Source organism: Ruegeria sp. HKCCA0235A (assembly GCF_013033235.1).
Lineage (GTDB): Bacteria > Pseudomonadota > Alphaproteobacteria > Rhodobacterales > Rhodobacteraceae > Ruegeria.
The window spans coordinates 276297-295842 of record NZ_WQDQ01000003.1 but is presented as its reverse complement, the minus strand read 5'-3'; the positions used below and the strand labels follow the sequence as shown (position 1 = coordinate 295842).

General features: G+C 58.7%; 21 protein-coding genes and 1 tRNA gene. 12 read left to right on the top strand and 10 right to left on the bottom strand.

The features are described from left to right. Positions 1-60: 60 nt before the first annotated feature. Both GOW56_RS07540 and GOW56_RS07535 read left to right on the top strand, forming a co-directional pair. A complete protein-coding gene (locus tag GOW56_RS07540; protein ID WP_254447170.1) occupies positions 61-1161 on the top strand; it encodes a LacI family DNA-binding transcriptional regulator in 1101 nt (366 codons plus the stop codon). A 10-nt stretch (positions 1162-1171) separates the two neighbouring features. After that, a complete protein-coding gene (locus tag GOW56_RS07535) occupies positions 1172-2809 on the top strand; it encodes a GMC family oxidoreductase (RefSeq protein ID WP_171205481.1) in 1638 nt (545 codons plus the stop codon). Between the two features lie 425 nt (positions 2810-3234). Here GOW56_RS07535 and GOW56_RS07530 read toward each other — a convergent pair. After that, positions 3235-3324 (bottom strand) — tRNA-Ser (locus GOW56_RS07530). A 202-nt stretch (positions 3325-3526) separates the two neighbouring features. Between GOW56_RS07530 and GOW56_RS22075 the strand changes: the two genes are divergently transcribed. The 8 genes from GOW56_RS22075 (at position 3527) to GOW56_RS07490 (ending at position 11100) form a co-directional block, all read left to right on the top strand. Further along, complete coding sequence (locus GOW56_RS22075; RefSeq protein ID WP_171205480.1) at positions 3527-4825, top strand: SPOR domain-containing protein; 1299 nt, start codon at positions 3527-3529, stop codon at positions 4823-4825. Between the two features lie 16 nt (positions 4826-4841). Continuing rightward, entirely contained in the window at positions 4842-6008 is a 1167-nt protein-coding gene (locus GOW56_RS07520; RefSeq protein ID WP_171115085.1) for a D-alanyl-D-alanine carboxypeptidase family protein, read from the top strand. Next, complete coding sequence (gene tmk, locus GOW56_RS07515) at positions 6005-6631, top strand: dTMP kinase (protein ID WP_152458555.1); 627 nt, start codon at positions 6005-6007, stop codon at positions 6629-6631. The genes GOW56_RS07520 and tmk overlap by 4 nt, the downstream gene beginning before the upstream one ends. A 3-nt stretch (positions 6632-6634) precedes the next feature. Beyond that, positions 6635-7756, top strand: coding sequence for a DNA polymerase III subunit delta' (locus tag GOW56_RS07510; protein ID WP_171205479.1), 1122 nt, complete (start codon positions 6635-6637; stop codon positions 7754-7756). Further along, positions 7753-8559 (top strand): TatD family hydrolase, encoded by an 807-nt coding sequence (locus tag GOW56_RS07505; RefSeq protein ID WP_171205478.1) that lies wholly within the window; start codon positions 7753-7755, stop codon positions 8557-8559. Before GOW56_RS07510 ends, GOW56_RS07505 begins: the two co-directional genes overlap by 4 nt. Next, positions 8556-9353, top strand: a complete 798-nt coding sequence (locus tag GOW56_RS07500; RefSeq protein ID WP_171167362.1) for an MBL fold metallo-hydrolase — start codon at positions 8556-8558, stop codon at positions 9351-9353. Before GOW56_RS07505 ends, GOW56_RS07500 begins: the two co-directional genes overlap by 4 nt. A 54-nt stretch (positions 9354-9407) precedes the next feature. Beyond that, on the top strand, positions 9408-10340 hold the full coding sequence (locus GOW56_RS07495) for an AEC family transporter (RefSeq protein WP_152458559.1): 933 nt from the start codon (positions 9408-9410) through the stop codon (positions 10338-10340). A 61-nt stretch (positions 10341-10401) separates the two neighbouring features. Continuing rightward, positions 10402-11100, top strand: coding sequence for a CbiX/SirB N-terminal domain-containing protein (locus tag GOW56_RS07490; protein ID WP_171205477.1), 699 nt, complete (start codon positions 10402-10404; stop codon positions 11098-11100). Between the two features lie 37 nt (positions 11101-11137). Here GOW56_RS07490 and GOW56_RS07485 read toward each other — a convergent pair whose 3' ends face one another. The 5 genes from GOW56_RS07485 to GOW56_RS07465 all read right to left on the bottom strand — a co-directional run bounded on the left by GOW56_RS07485 (position 11138) and on the right by GOW56_RS07465 (position 15512). Then, positions 11138-12130, bottom strand: a complete 993-nt coding sequence (locus GOW56_RS07485) for a GGDEF domain-containing protein (protein WP_171205476.1) — start codon at positions 12128-12130, stop codon at positions 11138-11140. After that, positions 12127-12714 (bottom strand): heme NO-binding domain-containing protein, encoded by a 588-nt coding sequence (locus GOW56_RS07480; protein WP_171167348.1) that lies wholly within the window; start codon positions 12712-12714, stop codon positions 12127-12129. Before GOW56_RS07480 ends, GOW56_RS07485 begins: the two co-directional genes overlap by 4 nt. Positions 12715-12832: 118 nt before the next feature. After that, positions 12833-14392 carry a trimethylamine methyltransferase family protein gene (locus GOW56_RS07475; RefSeq protein ID WP_171205475.1) on the bottom strand — a complete coding sequence of 520 codons (1560 nt, stop codon included), beginning with the start codon at positions 14390-14392 and terminating at the stop codon, positions 12833-12835. A gap of 118 nt (positions 14393-14510) precedes the next feature. Further along, on the bottom strand, positions 14511-15203 hold the full coding sequence (locus tag GOW56_RS07470) for an HAD family hydrolase (RefSeq protein ID WP_171205474.1): 693 nt from the start codon (positions 15201-15203) through the stop codon (positions 14511-14513). Between the two features lie 24 nt (positions 15204-15227). Continuing rightward, positions 15228-15512: a DUF3572 domain-containing protein gene (locus GOW56_RS07465; protein WP_171115067.1), complete on the bottom strand. Its 285-nt coding sequence runs from the start codon at positions 15510-15512 to the stop codon at positions 15228-15230. Between the two features lie 88 nt (positions 15513-15600). Between GOW56_RS07465 and GOW56_RS07460 the strand changes: the two genes are divergently transcribed. Beyond that, positions 15601-17001, top strand: coding sequence for a diguanylate cyclase (locus tag GOW56_RS07460; RefSeq protein WP_171205473.1), 1401 nt, complete (start codon positions 15601-15603; stop codon positions 16999-17001). Positions 17002-17006: 5 nt separating this feature from the next. Here GOW56_RS07460 and GOW56_RS07455 read toward each other — a convergent pair whose 3' ends face one another. Genes GOW56_RS07455 through GOW56_RS07440 form a run of 4 tightly spaced genes read right to left on the bottom strand, consistent with a single transcriptional unit; the run spans position 17007 to position 18914 of the window. Beyond that, positions 17007-17480, bottom strand: coding sequence for a periplasmic heavy metal sensor (locus GOW56_RS07455; RefSeq protein WP_171205472.1), 474 nt, complete (start codon positions 17478-17480; stop codon positions 17007-17009). Then, positions 17477-17830: a hypothetical protein gene (locus GOW56_RS07450; RefSeq protein ID WP_171115064.1), complete on the bottom strand. Its 354-nt coding sequence runs from the start codon at positions 17828-17830 to the stop codon at positions 17477-17479. Before GOW56_RS07450 ends, GOW56_RS07455 begins: the two co-directional genes overlap by 4 nt. Beyond that, on the bottom strand, positions 17820-18437 hold the full coding sequence (locus tag GOW56_RS07445) for an RNA polymerase sigma factor (protein ID WP_171205471.1): 618 nt from the start codon (positions 18435-18437) through the stop codon (positions 17820-17822). Before GOW56_RS07445 ends, GOW56_RS07450 begins: the two co-directional genes overlap by 11 nt. Positions 18438-18443: 6 nt before the next feature. Continuing rightward, entirely contained in the window at positions 18444-18914 is a 471-nt protein-coding gene (locus GOW56_RS07440; RefSeq protein ID WP_171205470.1) for an EF-hand domain-containing protein, read from the bottom strand. Between the two features lie 219 nt (positions 18915-19133). Between GOW56_RS07440 and GOW56_RS07435 the strand changes: the two genes are divergently transcribed. Then, complete coding sequence (locus tag GOW56_RS07435; RefSeq protein WP_171205469.1) at positions 19134-19532, top strand: DUF983 domain-containing protein; 399 nt, start codon at positions 19134-19136, stop codon at positions 19530-19532. Positions 19533-19546 lie beyond the last annotated feature (14 nt).

The window sequence follows — 19546 nt, the reverse complement described above, 5'->3', positions numbered from 1 at the left end:
ATATTAGTTGCGCACCTTCTGCATAGTCGATAAAAAGGATGCGAACAAAAAGGTTGAGCGATGAACAATCAAGCGAACAAAGCCGGGCAGCACAGGGGTGTGGGACGAGTCGCGGGCCGGCAGCGCGTAACGATGCACGACATTGCACGCGTCGCCGGATGCTCGCAGACGACAGTATCGCTGGTCCTCAACAAAAACGATTCCGTCAAAATCTCCGAGGACACCAAGCAACGAGTCCTGGATGCCGCCAACACGCTTGGATACGCCATGCCCTCTCAACTCAGGAAACCCCAGGACAGCGCGCGCCGGCCCGCGGCGTTGGACGGAACCATCGCTTTTGTCGTGGATGATCTGGCGTCGAGCCCCGAAATGGTAAACGCGTTCAATGGCGTGAAACAGGCCGTTCGGGACACCGGAAATCTTGTATTGCTGGCAGAAACCCAAAACGACCCCGAGGTCGAGCCCAGAACGCTTAGATATTTCCTCGACCGACAGGTTGCGGGCATCATTTACGCAACTGTTTTCACCCGGCGGGTGGTTGTTCCGGAAATCCTCAGGCAGACCGCTACCCCGGTTCTGCTGCTGAACTGTTTTTGTGACGACCTCTCTTTTCCTGCGGTGATCCCCGGCGAAGTCGCTGCTGGACATACGGCGACCAACGCCCTGATCAAGGCTGGGCACAAGCGAATCGCCACCATCACCGGCGAGCCGTTCATGGAATGCGCCGCAGGACGAACGACCGGGTATAGAAACGCCTTGGCTTCTGCCGACATTCCATTTGACGAAGACTTGGTCATCGAAGGCAACTGGCTGCCCAGCGCAGGCTATGCTGCCACGCGGGAATTGATGGACCTGCACTCTCCGCCAACCGCCATTTTCTGCCAAAATGACCGCATGGCGATTGGCTGCTATGAAGCGCTCAAGGAACTTGGCCTGTCCATCCCCGAGGACATTTCGGTCATAGGATTTGACGATGATGAAACCGCGCGACACCTGTCGCCGCCCCTGACCTCGATGATCCTTCCTACTCGGGCGATGGGACGCTGGGTCGTCGAACAACTGTTCCACGGACCAACTGATGGTCAGCGGCACCCTCTCGTGAAGCTTGAATGCGAACTGGTCGAGCGCGACTCGATCAGCGAACCCAAACGCCGGACCTGAAGGCGAAATCATGACGGAAACCTTTGATCACATCGTCATCGGCGGCGGCTCTGCCGGCGCCGCAGCCGCGGCGCGACTGGTCAACCAGGGCAAGTGCAGGGTTCTGGTGTTAGAGGCCGGTCATTCGCATCGCCATCCGTTGCTGGACATGCCGCCGGGCATCTTCAAGATGATCAACGGGTCAAAGTTCATGACCTATCACAAAACTGAACCGCAAGACCATCTGGACGGTCGTGTGCATGACATTCCGCAGGCCAATGTGTTGGGCGGCGGGTCTTCCGTTAATGCGCAGGTCTATATGCGTGGTCGCCCTTCTGATTATGACGCGTGGGACGACCTGCTACGACAGACCAATGACGGGGTCGGCTGGGGATGGGACGATGTACTGCCCTATTTCCGCAGGATGGAAGACAATAACAGGCTTCACAATGACCTGCATGGCAGCGATGGTCCGGTGCAGGTTTCGGATCCAGGGCATATCGATGACATGTCCCGTTGGTTCGTCCAGTCGGTTCAGGCCCTTGGCGAACCATTCAACACGGACTTCAACGGCGCAACGCAGCGTGGTGTCGGGTTCTATCAGTTCACCAATCGCGCTGGAAAGCGCAGCTCGTCGGCCTATGCTTTCCTCGCCCCTCTAGAGATGAACCCGAACTTGACCATCCGACTTGGCGCAACGGTCAGCAAAGTCATCATTGAGAACGACAGGGCGGTCGGGGTGCAGTACCGGGACAAACGCGGAGCAAACATCGTCCGGTGCGATGGTGAGGTTGTCCTTGCTGCGGGCGCTTTGGTCACGCCGAAAATCCTAATGCTGTCAGGTATCGGACCGGATGCACAACTTGCAGAACACGGTATTCCCGTCATCTGCCCATTGCCCGGGGTCGGACAGAACCTAATCGACCACCCCGAAGTTCCCATCACCGCCTTTGCCAATGGTCCTTACGGATATTTCAAACAAGGTGAGGGCTGGCGGATGCTGCGCAACGGCATCCAGTTCAAACTGTTCGGCAGCGGCCCGGTGACTTCCGCCGGGGTCGAAGCCGGCGCCTTTGTCAATCCGTCGAATCCCGACGGAAAACCGACCATTCAGGCCTTTTGCGTGCCCATCGTCTATCTGGATCGCGACGCGCTGGACGAGGTGCAGGATGACTTTGGCCTGACCGTTACGACCGTGGTGGTCAAACCGAAATCACGCGGAGAGGTTCGGCTTCGCTCGGCCGATCCTCACGCCATGCCGGTGGTCTCGCCCAACCTTCTGAAGCATGAAGACGACATGCAGGAGATGATCCGGGGGCAGCGGTTCTTTCGCCGGGCATTCACGTCCGGCCCGCTTGCGCGAAGGATCCGCGAAATCGTCATTCCAACAGCGGATGACGATCAGACGCTGCGAGCACATTGCAAGCGGTTCGTAAAAACCAACTATCACCCGGCGGGCACCGCGAAAATGGGCCGGGACGGCGACGGAATGGCCGTGTTGGACGCCAGAATGCGCGTGCGCGGGATCGAGAGCTTGCGGGTGTGCGACATGTCCGCCGTGCCGGACATCAACGCCGGCAACACAAACGCACCTGCCATGATGCTGGGTGAACGATGCGCCGACCTGATCCTTGGCATCGGTTCGGCCCGCGAGATACGCAATTCCTGACCTGAGCTGCGACGTCACCATTGGTTGATCCAACTTCTGGCGCAATGAAATGGTCCCCGCCCTGCCCGTTGCACCGAAAACAGAATACCCTCCTGCCACAAGCCGTCAGGACGTTCCCCGCCAAAGGTGCAGGAGCGTGTGGCATACGCCCTACAGAAAGTTGTCCCGCCTGGGCGTGAAACAATCGATCAACTCTCCGGCAGTAAGGCAAACACACCCATGGCTTGCACCGGACGGAATGATCAGGCTGTCAACAAGTCCCACCCAAAGCGACCCTGCCAAAACGCGACAATGAGCCCGGGGCCTGTCTCGTGCGCCGAGGGCACGGTCTGCTTCGCCTCTGATGGATAGCGCATGCGTCAAATCGCTGGAATTGCGCCTCAATTCCGGATCAGAAAACACAACTGAAGTGAAACGGGTATGAGTGGCGGGGAGACAGGGATTCGAACCCTGGGGACGCTCTCACGCCCAACGGTTTTCAAGACCGCCGCATTCGACCACTCTGCCACCTCCCCGTCGAAAGCAGGGTCTAAGGCGAAGTTCGCGCAGAGGCAAGTCGAAATCGGGAAATCTTGCCGAAGCCCATGCAGCGGTCTTTCCATGACACTTCAGCCACGTTATGATCCGTACGAAAGACCGCAACAGGCTGGCACACAGAACTAGCAGATCGGCAGTGGGGTTCGGAAAACGAAACCCCTTCAGGCAAGGGAAAAGCAGATGAAGCGAGCGATCGAGACACGCCCGGGGCCTAAACGGCTGGCGTATCTGGCGTTGACTTTGACGATACTGGCCGGATGCGAAGAAGTTTTGTCAACTTCTGAATCGACTGAAAAACCGGAAGACAATTCGGGAAAAACAGAACTCCTACCCGAGGTGACTTCCGGCTCTCAGCGTGATGTCGAGGCCCCTGAGGTTTTTCAGACAACCGAAGCAGGGCTTTGGGATGGCCGGCCTTCTCTTGGCGGGATATGGGTTGCGCACCCGGATGCGTCCCAACCTGAACGTGTCGTGATCAAAAACACGTCCAACAACAAATCGGTGACCGGCGCCCTGTTCCGGCGCGAGCGCAATTTGCCCGGGCCTGCGCTTCAGGTCTCGTCCGCTGCCGCGAAAGAGCTGGGAATGCTCGCGGGTGCGCCGACAAAAGTCAGTGTCGTCGCACTGCGCCGGGAGAAGCTGGAAGAACCGTCGTCGGAGGATGCGCCAGAAGCAGAAGAATCAGCCGCCGAAACCACGGCTGCGGTTGCTGATGGAGCTTCCGACACGCAAGCGTCCGCAGAGCCGGAAAAACCGGTCAAACGGAAGTGGTGGCAGAAAAAGGAACCAGCCGCCGCCGCGACTGGTACGACTGCGGTTGCAGCCGGTGCGGCCAGTTCATCCGATGAAACGGCTGAAGACGTCGAGCCCGCAAGCGAAGATGCCGAGACTGCCACATCAGCGGACGATCAGGTCGAAGCACCTGCGGAAAAACCTGCCAAGCGGAAATGGTGGCAGAAGAAAGCCCCCGCCGCGGCGGCTGCGGGAACGGCCGTGGCCGCGGCAGACACAGCAACCGAAAGCGCAGACGTAGCCGCCGAAGCCGCTGCGGCCGTGGCGTCGCCCTCTTTGTCGGATGCACCGGTCGCGCCCCCTGCCGAGCAACCTGCCAAGCGGAAATGGTGGCAAAAGAAAGACCCCGCCGCGATCACCGAAACACCGCTGGACCCGGTAGAGGGGGCCGCAGCAGCTATTGATGCGTCAGACGCCACGCCTGTCGCAGCTGCCACAACGTCGGCGACACCTTTGAGCAAACCGTATGTTCAGATTGGAACCTTCAGCGTTGAGGCAAACGCCAAGTCAGCAGCCCAAAAGGTGCGTCGCAACGGATTGCCCACAGTTGTTCGGGAACTGAAAACAGCGAATAGTACAGTCTGGCGCGTGCTGGTCGGCCCCGCCACAACCCGGGCCGTGCGCAAAGCCTTTCAAAAGGACGTGAAAGACCTTGGCTTCAAAGATGCGTTCACGGTAACCGACTAATTCAGGGAGGCGTAACATGCTGTCCTCAATACGAACATCTGTTCTGGCTCTTGGGCTTGCCGTTCTGGCGATACCAGCCCAGGCTTTTGATACATCCGCCCGCGCGGCTTACGTGATCGACCAAACCACCGGTACCGTGCTGCTGTCGAAAGAAGCCGACCAACCGTTGCCGCCTGCGTCGATGTCCAAGCTCATGACGCTTTATGTTGCGTTCGAAGCATTGCGGGACGGACGCTTGACGCTGGACGAAACTCTGCCTGTTTCGGAACACGCGATGAGCTATGGCGGCTCGACGATGTTCCTGAATACGCAGGATCGCGTTCGTGTCGAAGATCTGCTGCGCGGCATTATCGTTTTGTCGGGTAATGACGCCTGCGTCGTCATTGCCGAAGCGCTCAGCCCGGACGGCACCGAAGCGGGATTTGCGCGATACATGACCCAGCGGGCCAAGCAGATGGGCATGAACAATTCGAACTTCGCAAATTCGAACGGCTGGCCCGCTGCCGGGCATATGATGTCGGCTCATGATCTGGCCGTTCTTGCAGACCGGCTGATTACCGACTTTCCGGAATACTACCCCCTTTTCGCCGAAGAAGTTTTCGAATTCGATGGCCGCGCGCCGTCAAACGCCCGCAACCGCAACCCGCTGCTGCGGCTGGATATCGGCGCAGATGGCCTGAAAACCGGCCATACACAAGAAGCGGGCTATGGCCTTGTCGGGTCCGCCAAACAAGGCGACAGGCGTGTGATCTTTGTGCTGACGGGGCTCGACAGCACCGGCCAACGGGCAGAGGAGGCTGAGGCCGTGGTTAACTGGTCGTTTCGAAATTTTGTCGAGAGGACAGTTGCCACCGCGGAAACGCCGATAGCCGAAGCCAAACTGTGGATGGGCGAGAAAAAGACCGTGGGACTTGTTCCCGAAGGTGATCTGAATGTGCTGTTCCCGGTTCTGGGCACTCAGAATGTCGAGGCCGAAGTGGTCTATGACGGCCCGATCAACGCGCCCGTCAAAAAAGGTCAGCAACTGGCCGAACTGGTGATCAAGCCCGAAGGGTTGCCGGAAATCCGGCGCCCGCTGGTGGCAGCCGAAGATGTTGCGATTGGCGGGTTTGTGGTGCGCATGCTGACCGTCGGCGGTATCGTGTTGAAAGACGTGATCAACAACCCGCTGGAGTCGATGTGACGAAAGCGGGGTTATTTCTGACCTTCGAAGGCATTGACGGTTCAGGCAAGTCAACACAGGCGCGGATGCTGGCGGAACATCTGCGCGCGCAGGGTCACGAGGTGGTACTGACGCGCGAACCCGGCGGTTCTGCGGGGGCCGAGGAAATTCGCAGCCTGGTTTTGGAGGGCGACCCGGATCGCTGGTCGGCCGAGACCGAGATCCTGCTGTTCACAGCAGCCCGCCGCGACCATTTGGAGCGTACAATCGAGCCCGCGCTGGCGGCAGGGAAGGTGGTGATCTGCGACCGCTTTGCTGACAGCACACGTATGTATCAGGGCTTGTCCCGGGGTGACCTGCGAAATCTGGTGGATCAGTTGCACAGCCTGATGATCGGGCGCGAACCGGACATGACGCTGCTGATCGATATGGACCCCGAAACGGGCCTGGCCCGCGCCAAGGGGCGACAAGGCACCGAAGAACGGTTCGAGGACTTTGGCCCGGAATTGCAAAAGAAGATGCGCGCCGGTTTTCTGGCGCTGGCCGATGAGTTCCCCGACAGGTTTCACATCGTGGATGGCAACAGGGACATGGACAGCGTTGCGCAGGATGTGACAGAAATCGTCCAGGCAGCACTGCGGTAGACGATGAGCGACGATATCCCTTCTCCGGATCAGGTGCCGGGCGCACCACATCCGCGCGAAACCGTTCGGCTTTTTGGCCAGGATGCGGCTGAACAGGCATTCCTGACCGCCTACACGTCGGACCGTTTGCATCACGGTTGGCTGCTGACAGGGCCACGCGGTGTCGGCAAGGCGACCCTTGCCTGGCGAATTGCAAGGTTTCTGCTAGCCACGCCGCCGGCCGAGGATGGCGGCTTGTTCGGCGCGCCGCCTCCGCCCGAGACGCTCGATATCGATCCCGATCACCCGGTGGCCCATCGTATTCAGGCCGGGGCAGAACCGGGTTTGGCGGCGATAACCCGGTCGCTGAACGATCAGGGACGGCTGCGCGGTGAGATCGTCGTGGATGACATCCGCAAGCTTGGAAAGTTTTTTGGCCTGTCCTCTGCGGACGGCGGCCGCCGCGTCGTGATCGTGGATTCAGCAGACGAAATGAACGTCAGTGCTGCCAACGCGTTGCTGAAAATGCTGGAAGAGCCGCCTGCCCGTACCACCCTTTTGCTGGTATCGCATCAACCCTCACGCCTGTTGCCAACGATCCGTTCACGCTGTCGCACGCTGCGCTTAGGCCCGCTGAACGCGCAAGACATGCAAGCCGCCCTGTCACAAACGGAAACCGAAATTCCCGCGCAGACAGAACACATTGCCGCGCTTGCCGCAGGTTCAGTCGGAGACGCCGTGCGTTTGATCAATCTGGGTGGTCTGGACATCTATGCCGAACTGATCGCCATTCTGGGCACCTCGCCCCGCATGGATCGCCAGCGCGCGCTGGCCCTGGCCGAAGCGGCAGCACAGCGCGGCGCGGCGGACCGGTTCGAACTTTTGCTTACCCTGATCGACATCGCTCTGTCACGGCTGGCCCTGACCGGGGCAACGGGCACGCCCCCGCTTCCGGAAGCCGCCCCCAACGAGGGTGAAACACTGGCGCGTCTGTCAGCATCGCCAAATCAAGCCCGTCGCTGGGCCGAGGTCGCCGCAACGATCACAGCCCGAGCGCGACATGGTCAGGCAGTCAACCTTGACCCTGCCGCTCTGGTCCTAGATACGGTGTTCAAGATACAGGAAACTGCCGGTCAGAACAGATGAGCGACACCCCCCAGATTACCGACAGCCATTGCCATCTGGACTTCCCGGATTTCGAAGGCCAGTTGGACGACATCATCACGCGTGCTGCCCAGGCTGGCGTGACCCGGATGGTGACGATCTGCACCAAACTGCGCAACGAACCCGCCGTCCGTGCGATTGCCGAAGCCCACGCGCCGGTCTTCTATGCCGCCGGCACACACCCGATGAGCGCCGCGGACGAGCCATTGGCCTCGGTCGATGATCTGGTCGCCCTGACACGGCATCCTAAATTCGTCGGTATCGGTGAAACCGGCTTGGACTACCACTATACCGCCGACAGTGCCGAAGTGCAGAAACAGTCACTGCGCATTCATATCGAAGCGGCCCAGCGCACCGGGTTGCCCCTGATCATTCACGCCCGCGCAGCTGATGAAGATATGGCCCGCATTCTGGCCGAAGAATATCGCAACGCACCCTATTCCTGCGTCATGCACTGCTTCTCATCGTCTGCTCAATTGGCCAAGGCCGCGCTGGAGCTGGGGTTTTATCTGTCCATGTCCGGCATCGCAGCCTTTCCGAAAAGCCAGGAGTTGCGCGATATCTTCGCAAACGCCCCGGTGGACAGGATTCTGGTGGAAACTGACGCGCCCTATCTGGCCCCGCCGCCCTATCGCGGCAAACGAAACGAGCCGGCCTATACTGTGCACACGGCCCAAAAGGGGGCCGAAATCTTTGGCATGGACTATGCCGCCTTTGCTGATCAGACACAGAGGAACTTCGACCGGCTGTTTACCAAAGCGGCACCATACAAGGCCGCCGCATGACCGGCTTCCGATTTACAATTCTGGGCTGCGGGTCCTCTGGCGGCGTGCCGCGGCTGGGCGGTCAGTGGGGCGATTGTGACCCTGCGAACCCCAAGAACATCCGGCGCCGCTGTTCGATGCTGGTCGAACGCGACGGGCCAGATGGGACAACCTCGGTTCTGATCGACACCACGCCGGATATGCGCAGCCAGTTGCTGGACACGGGTACAGGGCGGTTGGACGGGGTCGTCTATACGCACTCCCACGCAGACCATGTGCATGGAATCGATGATTTGCGCATGATCGTGTTCAACATGAAAACCCGCGTTCCCGTTTGGGCGGATGGAGACACCCAGAACGCCTTGTTGGGGCGGTTTGGATACGCGTTCATTCAGCCGGAAGGCTCTCCTTATCCTCCGATACTCGAGCTCAAGTCCATCAACGGTCCATTTGAAATCGACGGCCCCGGCGGCCCGATTCCGTTTCGTCCTTTCAAAGTGAATCACGGTTCGATCGATTCCCTTGGATTCCGCATAGGGCAACTCGCCTATCTTCCGGATGTCGCCGAGATCTACGACGATGCCTGGCCCGAAATGAAAGGGCTGGACTGCCTTGTCATCGACGCCCTGCGCCGCTCACCTCATCCAACGCATGCGCATCTGGAAAAGACGCTTGGGTGGATCGAAGAACTCCAACCGAAGCGCGCGGTTCTGACCAACATGCATATCGATCTCGACTATGCCACCGTCGATGCGGAAACCCCCGACCACATCACCCCCGCCTTCGACGGGATGGTGATCCATCAGTCGCAGTAGGCCGCTGCCCGTCGCCCGCATGATATCGCAGCAGGCCCGTCGCACGGGGGCCACATGCTGCAAAGCCTGATCGACGTCATTCTTCCCGTTTTCCTTGTGATCGGGGCCGGGTATACGGCAACCCGCACGGGGTACTTCAAAGAAGCGCATGTCGATGGGCTGATGAAGTTCACCCAAGGCTTTGCGATTCCCTGCCTTTTGTTTCTGGCCATCGCGCATCTGGACCTCAGCGCCAGTTTCGACCCCCGGCTTTTGGCCAGTTTCTATTCCGCTGCCGCCCTGTGTTTCACAGCAGGCCTGTTCGGCGCGCGCATCATTTTCGGGCGCGATTGGGAAGATTGCGTTGCCATCGGGTTTTGTTGCCTGTTCTCAAACTCTGTCCTGTTGGGTTTGCCGATAACCGAACGCGCATACGGGCCCGAGAACCTGACCGGCAACTACGCGATCATCGCCTTCCATTCTCCGTTTTGTTACGGCGTCGGGATCACGGTGATGGAGGTCGTGCGAAATCGCGGTCATGGTGGCGTGCGCATGGCACGGTCTGTTTTGTCCGCAATGTTCAAGAACGCGCTGATCCTTGGTATCGCCCTTGGGTTTCTGGTCAACCTGTCCGGCCTGGCGATCCCTGCCGTGGTCGACGAAGCGCTGGGGTTGATCACCCGTGCTGCCCTGCCCGGGGCGTTGTTTGCCTTGGGCGGTGTGCTGGTCAAATACAAGCCCGAGGGCGACCTGCGCACCATTGCTTATGTTTGCTGTATCTCTTTGATGCTGCATCCCAGCCTGGTGTGGGTGTTCGGCAAATCCACGGGCCTGCCGCAGGATCTGTTTCGGTCTGGGGTTTTGAATGCGGCCATGGCTCCGGGTTTCAACGCCTATATCTTCGCCAACATGTATGGTCGCGCAAAACGGGTCGCAGCGTCGGCCGTACTTATCGGAACGGCCTCGTCCATTCTGACCGTCTGGCTATGGCTGACACTTCTGGGCTAACTGAGGTGTTGACTTCAGGTTGATGTGAAACACCTATCGCGCAACGCAGCAGGAGATCCGAATGTCACATGCCATAATTGTCGCTCATGGCCAACCGTCAAACCCGGAACCGGCCGAAGCTGCACTTGCGGCATTCGCCGCCAAGGTCAACGCGCTTACCGAGCATGTAGCGGTACATTCAGCCACTCTGGCTGCGCCGGGTGTGTTGGATGCAAAGCTGGACCGCGCGCCTGAAAACGCGGTCATCTATCCACTTTTCATGGCAAAAGGGTGGTTTGTCACCAGCGCGCTACCCAAACGGCTTGGGCACCATCCGGCACGGATTTTGGACCCACTTGGAATTGACCCGGACCTGCCGGCCCTGACCGCAGAGGCCCTGCGATCGGAATTGTCCGACAAACACTGGGCCGCTCGGTCCACCGATCTGGTCATTGCCGCGCATGGTTCCGGGCGCAGCCGGAACCCGTCGACCGTAGCGTTGCAGTTTGCGAAACAGCTTGCAGAACTGATGGCGTTCAAATCCGTTCGCGTCGGTTTCGTTGAAGAGCCACCTTCCATATCTGACGCTGCAAACGGTACCGAAGGTCAGGCGCTGTGCCTTCCGTTCTTTGCCTGTGCCGGAGGGCATGTGCAGGAAGACGTCCCGCAAGAGCTGGATCGCGCAGGGTTTTCAGGCGTGGTCCTGCCGGTGGTGGGAGAGTTGCCTCCGATCCGGCAACAGATTGCGAAAAAGATAAATGCGGCATTCGGTTCAGCCTGAAGCCCCGATACGTGCCCATCGTGTTTTCAGAACGAATTCAGGTTTGCGCCTTGCTCAACGCTGAATACATGCGATGGCAAGACCGGCCGTCGCGCTTGGCCTGATAAAGGGCCAAATCTGCTGCGTGAAGAATGTCGGCGGCATTGGGGCAGTCGAACTGCGTGGACAAGGCAGTGCCAATACTGGCCGAGATCGAACAACTCTGATTCTGAAAGGTCATCGGTTCCTTCAACCTTGATATCAGACGACCAGCAATGCAGGCCAGAGTATCTTCCCGAGTCAGATCTTTGAAAATAATGACGAATTCATCCCCGCCGACCCGGGCCACGGTGTCGTTGCTTCGTGTTTCCTGCTGCATGATGCGGGCGGCCTGCTGCAAGACGAAATCACCCGCCGCATGGCCCAGCTTGTCATTTACAGATTTGAAAAAGTCCAGATCCAGATGCATGAGCGCGAAGGTGGAATTTCCCGAAATCAAATGCTCGAGCAAGTGATCCATTGCCCTGCGGTTCTTCAGCCCGGTCAATGTGTCGGTAAAGGCCTGCTCTTCGGCTGCAAGCATCGCACCCTGTAGCCGAAGGTTGAGAGAGCGGGATGCCTCCATCGCGGCGGATTTGGCTTCGACCAGATACAACAGCTCAATCGCCAGATCCGTGCCCGAGAAATCAGCACTTGTCAGCGCATAGTCCCGTACCGCATCCAAAATCGAGATACCAAATGACAGATTGATGACCGCGCCACCGGAATGCGGCAAAGGAGCGACCAAGCCTTTGAGGATTGTGCGCGGTTCATCATGAAACCTCAGATGCAGCTTCGCCCCCGCCATTGACATCAGGGCGGGAATGGTGGTGATCGTTCTGGGGCGGATCAGTTCAAACACATCCAGAAATCCCTGCCCCACCAGCGGCAGTTCAGGTCGCAACTTTTGCAGGGTCGGACCTGCTTGCTGAATATGCCCGTTTTGGTCCACCAACAGGAACATCGGGCAAAGCGTTTCCAGCAGACCTGCCAGTTCTTGGATATCTGTCATCCGTTCCGAGCCCCCAGATCAAAATGCCGCCCCTCAGCAAAAGCGCTTTCAACCAACATGATGGAAATGACGTCACTGCCTTGCTGCTGCCCCTCGTGTGACAGCATCACCAGCGCACCATAGTCATCCGCCATTGCGCGCAGGACCCCAACCATGACATTGGAATACCCTGGCAGGCCCGGAGAGCAACTCAGCTGAAATTCCGTGGCTGACAGCTCTCTCAGTTCCAAGGCCGGCAGGGTCAAATCAGACACGGCCAGCCGCACGCGGTCCGCCAGATCGTCGAGCGAATGAAGAAATTCCACGTAACTGACGCCGCCGAACCTGAGAAGTCGGCGCAGCCCTTCCATATTCGGATGAGACACGAGATACGTTCCCAGGTCCTCAAACACTTCGGCTTGCGGCCGATCGAGGTCTGCGCTCAGCGCCTCCATTACCTTGGACGTCATGTCATCGTCATAGACGAGCATGGCCTCGAACTCGACAAACCCCAGCCGCGCGGCTTCGGTCACGCGCAACCAGCAGGATCGCCCGTAGGTCGCACAGACAAAGGACTGTATCGCCCGATTGATCAGACCATGCATCAGTTGCCCCAGTTTGGTGTCCTGTGCACTGTGGCCGGAAAAACCTTAACAAATAGCCAAAATCCACCCTGAGTTGTAGCTAATTCAACCGAGTATCAGCGCGATACCACCTGTCCGGTCAGAAATCCGTGGGCGCGCCGCCTTCCGCTTTGCGGCGTTCGACAAAAGCGGCCAGCTCCTCGCGAATGCTTTCATCGATCGGGGGGGCTTCAAAGCTCGAGATGATCTCCTTGAACATGTGATGCGCGCGTTCTGCTGTCCAGATACCGCCGGCGACCTCCCATCCTTCATAGTTTTTCCAATCACTCAGGAAGGGTTGATAGAAGGCCGTGGTATAGCGATCCTGCGTATGCTGAATGCCAAAGAAATGACCGTCATTGCCGACTGCCCGGATCGCATCCAGTGCAATCTCGTCCGGCCCTGTGGCGGTCAACTCGGGGTTCATATAGCGTTGAATTTGCTGTAGGATTTCGCAATCCATGATAAACTTTTCCGGGCTGGCGATCAGACCGCCCTCAAGCCAACCGGCTGCGTGGTAGACCATATTGGTGCCCGATTGCACGGCGGCCCAAAGCGAGTTCGAAGTCTCCCACACCGACTGCCCGTCCGGCACATTTGCCGCACAAACACCCGAAGACCGCATGGGCAAACCATAGAACCGCGCCATCTGGCCGGTCATCTGGGTCGAACGCATATATTCCGGTGTTCCAAAGGCCGGCGCGCCGGATTTCATATCCACATTCGACGTGAATGTACCGATCACACAGGGAATACCGGGGCGCACGTATTGGAACAGCGCAATGGCACACAGCGCCTCGGCCAAGGACTGCGCCACGGCACCCGCCATGGTAACGGGGGCCATCGCACCCGCCAGCGTAAAGGGCGTGACAACAATCGCCTGACCACGCCGCGCCAGGCGCAGACACCCGTCGATCATCGGGTGATCGTGTTTCAGCGGCGAGGTCGAGTTGATATTGGTATACATCCGCGGCGCGGCTTCGAACTCCTCGTGACTCAAACCGCCTGCGATGCGCACCATCTCCATGACATCTTCGACGCGTTCCTTGCCCAGCGAATAGGCGTGCATCGCCTTGTCGGTCAGGGTCAGCTTGTCGTACAGCACGTCCAGATGGCGCACGCTGGCGTGGATATCGACCGGCTCGACCGGGTATCCGCCGGCGAAATGGATGCAGTTGAAGTATTGCGTCAGCTTCAGAAGGTTCCGGCACATCTCGCGATTGCCCGGTACTTTTTTCCCGATCTCCATGTCCCAGTAATTCGGCGGGGAAGAGACGTTGCCGAACAGGATGTTCTTCCCGCCGATTTCGATCTTGCGATCCGGATTGCGAGGGGTGATCGAAAAACGGCTGGGAGCCTTGGCGATCATCTCCATGACAAAGTCCCGCCCCATGCGGACATTGTCGCCGTCGATGGTGCAACCCGCCTCGCGCAGGATGCCTATTGCCTCTTCGTTGTAAAACTCGATCCCGATCTCTTCGAGGATGCGCATCGCCCCTTCATGGATCGCTTCGATACCGGCCTGATCCAAAGGTTCTGTGGGGCGATCGATATTGACCGGCGGATCCCAGGGCATCTGGTCAATCGCTGCACTGCCCCTGCGCGCAGCCGCCCCTGCGCGCCCTCCTCCGCGGCGCTTGCGTGTCTTGGTCTCGGCCATCGGTGCCTCCTGTTCTTGCTTTCGTCAAGCAAGCCCCGAAGAGACGCCTATGGCCGCTCCGTCTGCGACAGAATATGTCGGTTTTTCATCCCGTTTTGTCGAATCTCGGATTTGAAAATCAGATTTTGGCCAACCATTCGGGAATATGTCCGATATCCGGCAAAATCACATCCGCCATCGGAGCCAATGCATCCGCCTCGGCCAAACCGGTCAAAACACCGATCGTGGTCATCCCCGCCGCACGCCCGGCCTGCAAGTCATGAAGACTGTCACCCACCATCGCTATACGAGATGGCTCGACCCCGATATGGGCGGCAAAGGCCAGCAACTGGCCCGGTCCCGGCTTGAACCCGTGACCACTGTCATACCCGGCGACGAAATCGAAATGCCCCCTTATTCCGACAGATTCGAGATGCTGCAAAGCGGGATGTTCACTGTCATTCGTCGCAACGCCCAGCTTGATTCCGGAATTTTGCAGACCTTCCAGGAAAGGAACCAATGGCACGGCGGGCACCTGCGGGGCCGAGGCGGCCTCGGAGTTCATCAAATCAATGATCTCCTGCAAGGTTACGCCATCGACATGGGCAATCAGAACTTCTGCGATTTCCTCGACCGTGGCGGCGATTACAATGCTGTCTTCGGTATATTTCCCTTGCTCGAAATCATATCCGATGACACGGCCAAGCTCGGTGGCGCGATCTTCGTCCCAGTTGGACAGGCGCAACAGCATCGAGCGTCCGAACCCTCCCCAAGTATTGGCAAAGTCAAACAGCGTGCCATCTTTGTCAAAGATGATCGCATCTATCGGCATCCGGTGCTCCTGCGGAAAATATGGTTATGTCCAGTGTATCTCAGCGCCGCCGGACAATACCGCCCTTGCCTGGGCGGGAAGATCATAGGCGAGTGAATTGGCGTCACAAAACGCCATGACCCACGAATCGTCAAGCACCAGAAAATCAAGAACCGATGCCAGAAACTCGGTATCGCTTGCCCGATCGCGCACATCCTCGATCGATGCGCCCGTAGAGCCCAGAAAAACAGGCAAAAGCTCGTCATTTCTGACCAGCCAGGCCAGGGCCGTCAGCGCAAGAGTTTCGGCGGAATCAGAGGATATCGGCATAAACTTGGGTCAGATCCGGTCTTGGAAAGGGTTTGTTAACCAGAGTCATAAACACTTTGTTCACGCATGCAATCAACGGTGAACAACTATGTCTGTGCAGGGAACCATCCTTGTCCTCGACGGGGTATCGACCAATCGCATCATGCTGAAGGTACAGCTGACGGCGGCCTGGTATCACGTGGTGCAGGGCGAAAAGCTTGAAGGGTTGCCCGCACTCGTGCGGCGTACGCAACCGGATCTGGTTCTGACGGCCCAGACGTTGCCGGACGGAACGGCTGCGGATGTGAAGAAGGCGATCGCGAAGGAACCCGGCCTTGACGACGTTCCGGTCGTGGTGATTGCCGCGCAAAATGACCGGGACGCCCGGCTGCGGGCGTTGAAGGACGGGCTGGATGATGTTCTGACGCACCCGTTCAAAGACACTTTGTTGTTGGCGCGGATTCGCAGCCTTCTGCGTGCCCGTGCGGCCACTCAGGATTTGCAGGTCAGCAACGGATCGCAACCGATTGGCTTCGCAGAGCCGGCCCAACCGGTAATCAGACCGTCCAAAGCGGCGCGGGTTGATATTCTGACCCACACGGCCCGAAACGGCACGCTTTGGCAAAAGGCCCTGGAAGATCAACGTCAATTTGATTTGAACTGGCATCTTCAGTCAAACCTGCGAGGTGTTTTGTCCGGCTCTGTTCCTGATGCGATCGTGGTTGAACTGGGCTCGAACCCGGCAGGTCTGAATATCCTTGCCGACCTCAGATCACGCGGCGTGACCCGGCACACGGTTTTGATCGGGGTGCTGAAAGACGAAGACGCCGGACAGGCTTCGGAAGCTCTGGACCGAGGGGCCGATGCTGTCTGTCTGGGCGGGTTCTGCGCGCAAGAGATCCTGCTGCGGCTTGAAAACCAGATTGCCCGCAAAGCGCGACTGGATCAGATGCGGGTCTCTCTCAAAAGAGGCATCGCGGAATCCTGGATCGACCCGTTGACCGGGCTGCACAATCGCCGCTACGCCATGCGCGCGCTGGATCAGATCGCGCGCCAATCGGCCAGAACGGGGCGCAGTTTTGCGATCATGCTGGCCGATCTGGATCACTTCAAGGCAATAAATGATGGCCATGGCCATGCAAGCGGCGATTACGTTTTGACGCAAGCGGCGGAACGTATGCAAAATGCCTTGGGATCCCGTGGCTTTGTCGCCCGCATCGGGGGAGAAGAGTTCATGATCGGCGTGCCCGATGTATCGCCCAAACAGGCGCTGAACCTGGCCGAAACCGTTTGTGACAGCATCTGTCAGTCCCCGTTCCTGTTACCGGACCATGGGGCACAAGTTGATGTGACGGTCAGTATCGGATTGAAGTTGTCTCAGGTCGGTTTCGCCCGGCAAGACTGTGCGGCTGAAAGCGTGGAAAACCTGATCAAATCCGCGGACAAAGCGCTTTATGCTGCGAAGAAGGCAGGGCGCAATCAGGTGAGTATCCGGCAAAGTGCCGCCTGATCTGTTCAGTCTCTTTTCTTGTGCCCATGCGGCCCGCGTTTGACGACCTCCTGCAATCGGTCTGCATAGGCCTGCCGTTCCTCATCACTCATGGCGGTCACACGTGCCAGCCATTGCGTTTGCAAGGCCTGCTGCAAATCGGCGGTGGCCTGTGCTTGTTGTTGCAACAGAACCTGAACGGCCACCGGGTCAAAGGGCGTTGCACGCAACGCCTGACTGAGCGCTTCAAAATCCTGAGCGCGACCCTTGGATCCCTTTTTGTGCAGGCCCGTCAGCTCGCCCCGCATCGCCTTTCGATCATCCTTGGGCAGGGCCCGGTACAACGCGGGGCCGAAGCCGGGCGGTGATTTGGCATGATCCCCACCTTTGAGGCGCAATACGGTGCCCACAGCGACACCGACAACCAGCAGGTTCAGCGCCAGTGACAGGGCCAGGACGACAGGAACCCACCTGCGTTTGGGCTTGGGATCAGCGTTCATTCCGTGCTCTCCAGAAAACTCGAGTCAAATCCAAGGTCCGCGACGAGGAAGGGTGTCTCCTCTGACGTCAACAGGTTGGCCGGGTCCGGCAGAAAGGCCGGTGCGGAAAACCCGATCCAGACCCCGGCAGCGCTTGCGGCGACAAGCCCGCCAAGGCCCTGCCATCCTCCTACATTGCTTATCAACCTGTTCCATATCGAAGGCATCGGCTGCGGTGCGGGCGCAAGGCGACCGAGGCGAACAGTTTCAGCATCCGTCTGGATGCGCACGGCAAGATCGTCTGGCAGTACTGGTCGCTGCCGCTGTGCCTGTGCAAACAAGTGATCCAGTTCCAGGTCTTCATCCGCCATTGTCATACCCCAGTTCTTCGCGTCGTCCGGCCAAGATCGCGGTCAGGCTGCGCTTGCCTCTTGCGGTCAGGCTTTCAACTGCTTCTACCGAAATGCCCATTATCCCGGCAATCTCGGGGTTGGGCAGCTCTTCAATATGGCGCAGCACGACCGCTTGTCGCTGCCGCTCGGGCAGCTCAGCCAAAGCCGACTGCAGGGCATCCTTGCGCGCCTCGTCCTGCATGCGGTCAACAACGCTGGCCTTGCCATCTTCGGGTTCGGGAACGTCCGACAACCTGTCGGGTGTCTTCTTGCGCCTGATGTCCACGCACAGGTTCAGCGTCACCCGATACAGCCAGGTCGATACCTTGGCCTGACCCGAAACCCAATTCGGCGCCATCTGCCACAACCGCATCATCGCATCCTGCGTCACGTCTTCCGCCTCGGCCCGATTGCCCAACATGCGCAAAGCAACCGAGTAACAGCGAGGCCCCAAACGATCGGTCAGGATCCGTGCCGCCCCCGCCTCGCCGTCGGCGAATTGCCTCAGCAACGCATCGTCGCTGAGTGTGTTCGCGGTGCAACCCGCACCGCGAACATCTTGTGGGTGGGAGGTCAGGTCCTCCATCCTGCATCAGTTATCGCTTGCATTCGATTTTTGATGCTTTTTCTTATGGTGCCGTCCCATCCGATCTTTGGCATCGGCAAATTCCTGTTCCGAGATTCCGCCACTGTTGTCCGCATCCATCCGATCAAACATCTTGTCAGCCCGGCGCGGTTTCGGCAACTCATCCTGGCTGAGGAAGCCATCTTTGTTCGCGTCGTTGTTTTCGAACATCCTGGCAACCCGATCGCTGGCTTTCTTCTGGGCGGCAGCCTGCATTTCTTCCTGGCTCAGCTTTCCATCCCCATTGGTGTCCGCCTCGGTGAAACGAGCGGTGCGGTGCGCCTCCATCTCTTGTTGCGTCACCTGACCATCGCCATCGGCGTCCAGTTCCTGAAAGGACACCGGCTCGCGGCCACCCGGGCCAGCGGCCAGAACAGAAGTACCGGTAATCGCAACAGCCGACATAACAATGGCCGAGATGAATGTAACGTTTTTCATTTCCGTTTCCTTTTGTTGACGCGGCCCGAGTGCCGCCGCTCATACCCATTCAAACGGGCCGCGCCAGGAATTCCGTCGCTGAAATCGATTTTATTTTTGAAAGGTTCGGGGTCGCCCCATGCCGACGTGTCGGGCAGACGTTGCAAAGCGACGCACCCCCCTTTTAAATTTTCACGATCAGGCCCATTATCCGCAAAAGATTACTGCGCGAGTTACATTATGACGGATCAGACGATCGAGACGACCTCTGAAGATGAGCGTGAGACATGGCCCGCCCTGGTCAAGGGGTTTCGCTGCAAATGCCCCAACTGCGGGGAAGGCAAGCTGTTGCACAGCTATCTCAAGGTCAATGACTCCTGCTCGAACTGCGGGCAGCAGTTGTTTCACCATCGCGCAGATGATGGGCCCGCCTACCTGACAATCCTGCTGGTCGGCCATCTGCTGGCGCCTGCTCTGCACGTGTCCTATGTGCATTGGCGGCCCGATCCGTGGACCATGGCCATCGGCTTTTCCGTCGCCTGCGTCGCCCTGTCCCTGTACCTGTTGCCACGCCTGAAAGGTGCGGTGGTGGCATATCAGTGGGCACGCCGCATGCATGGCTTTGGAAAAACCGCGTGACCCGACCCAGTTGA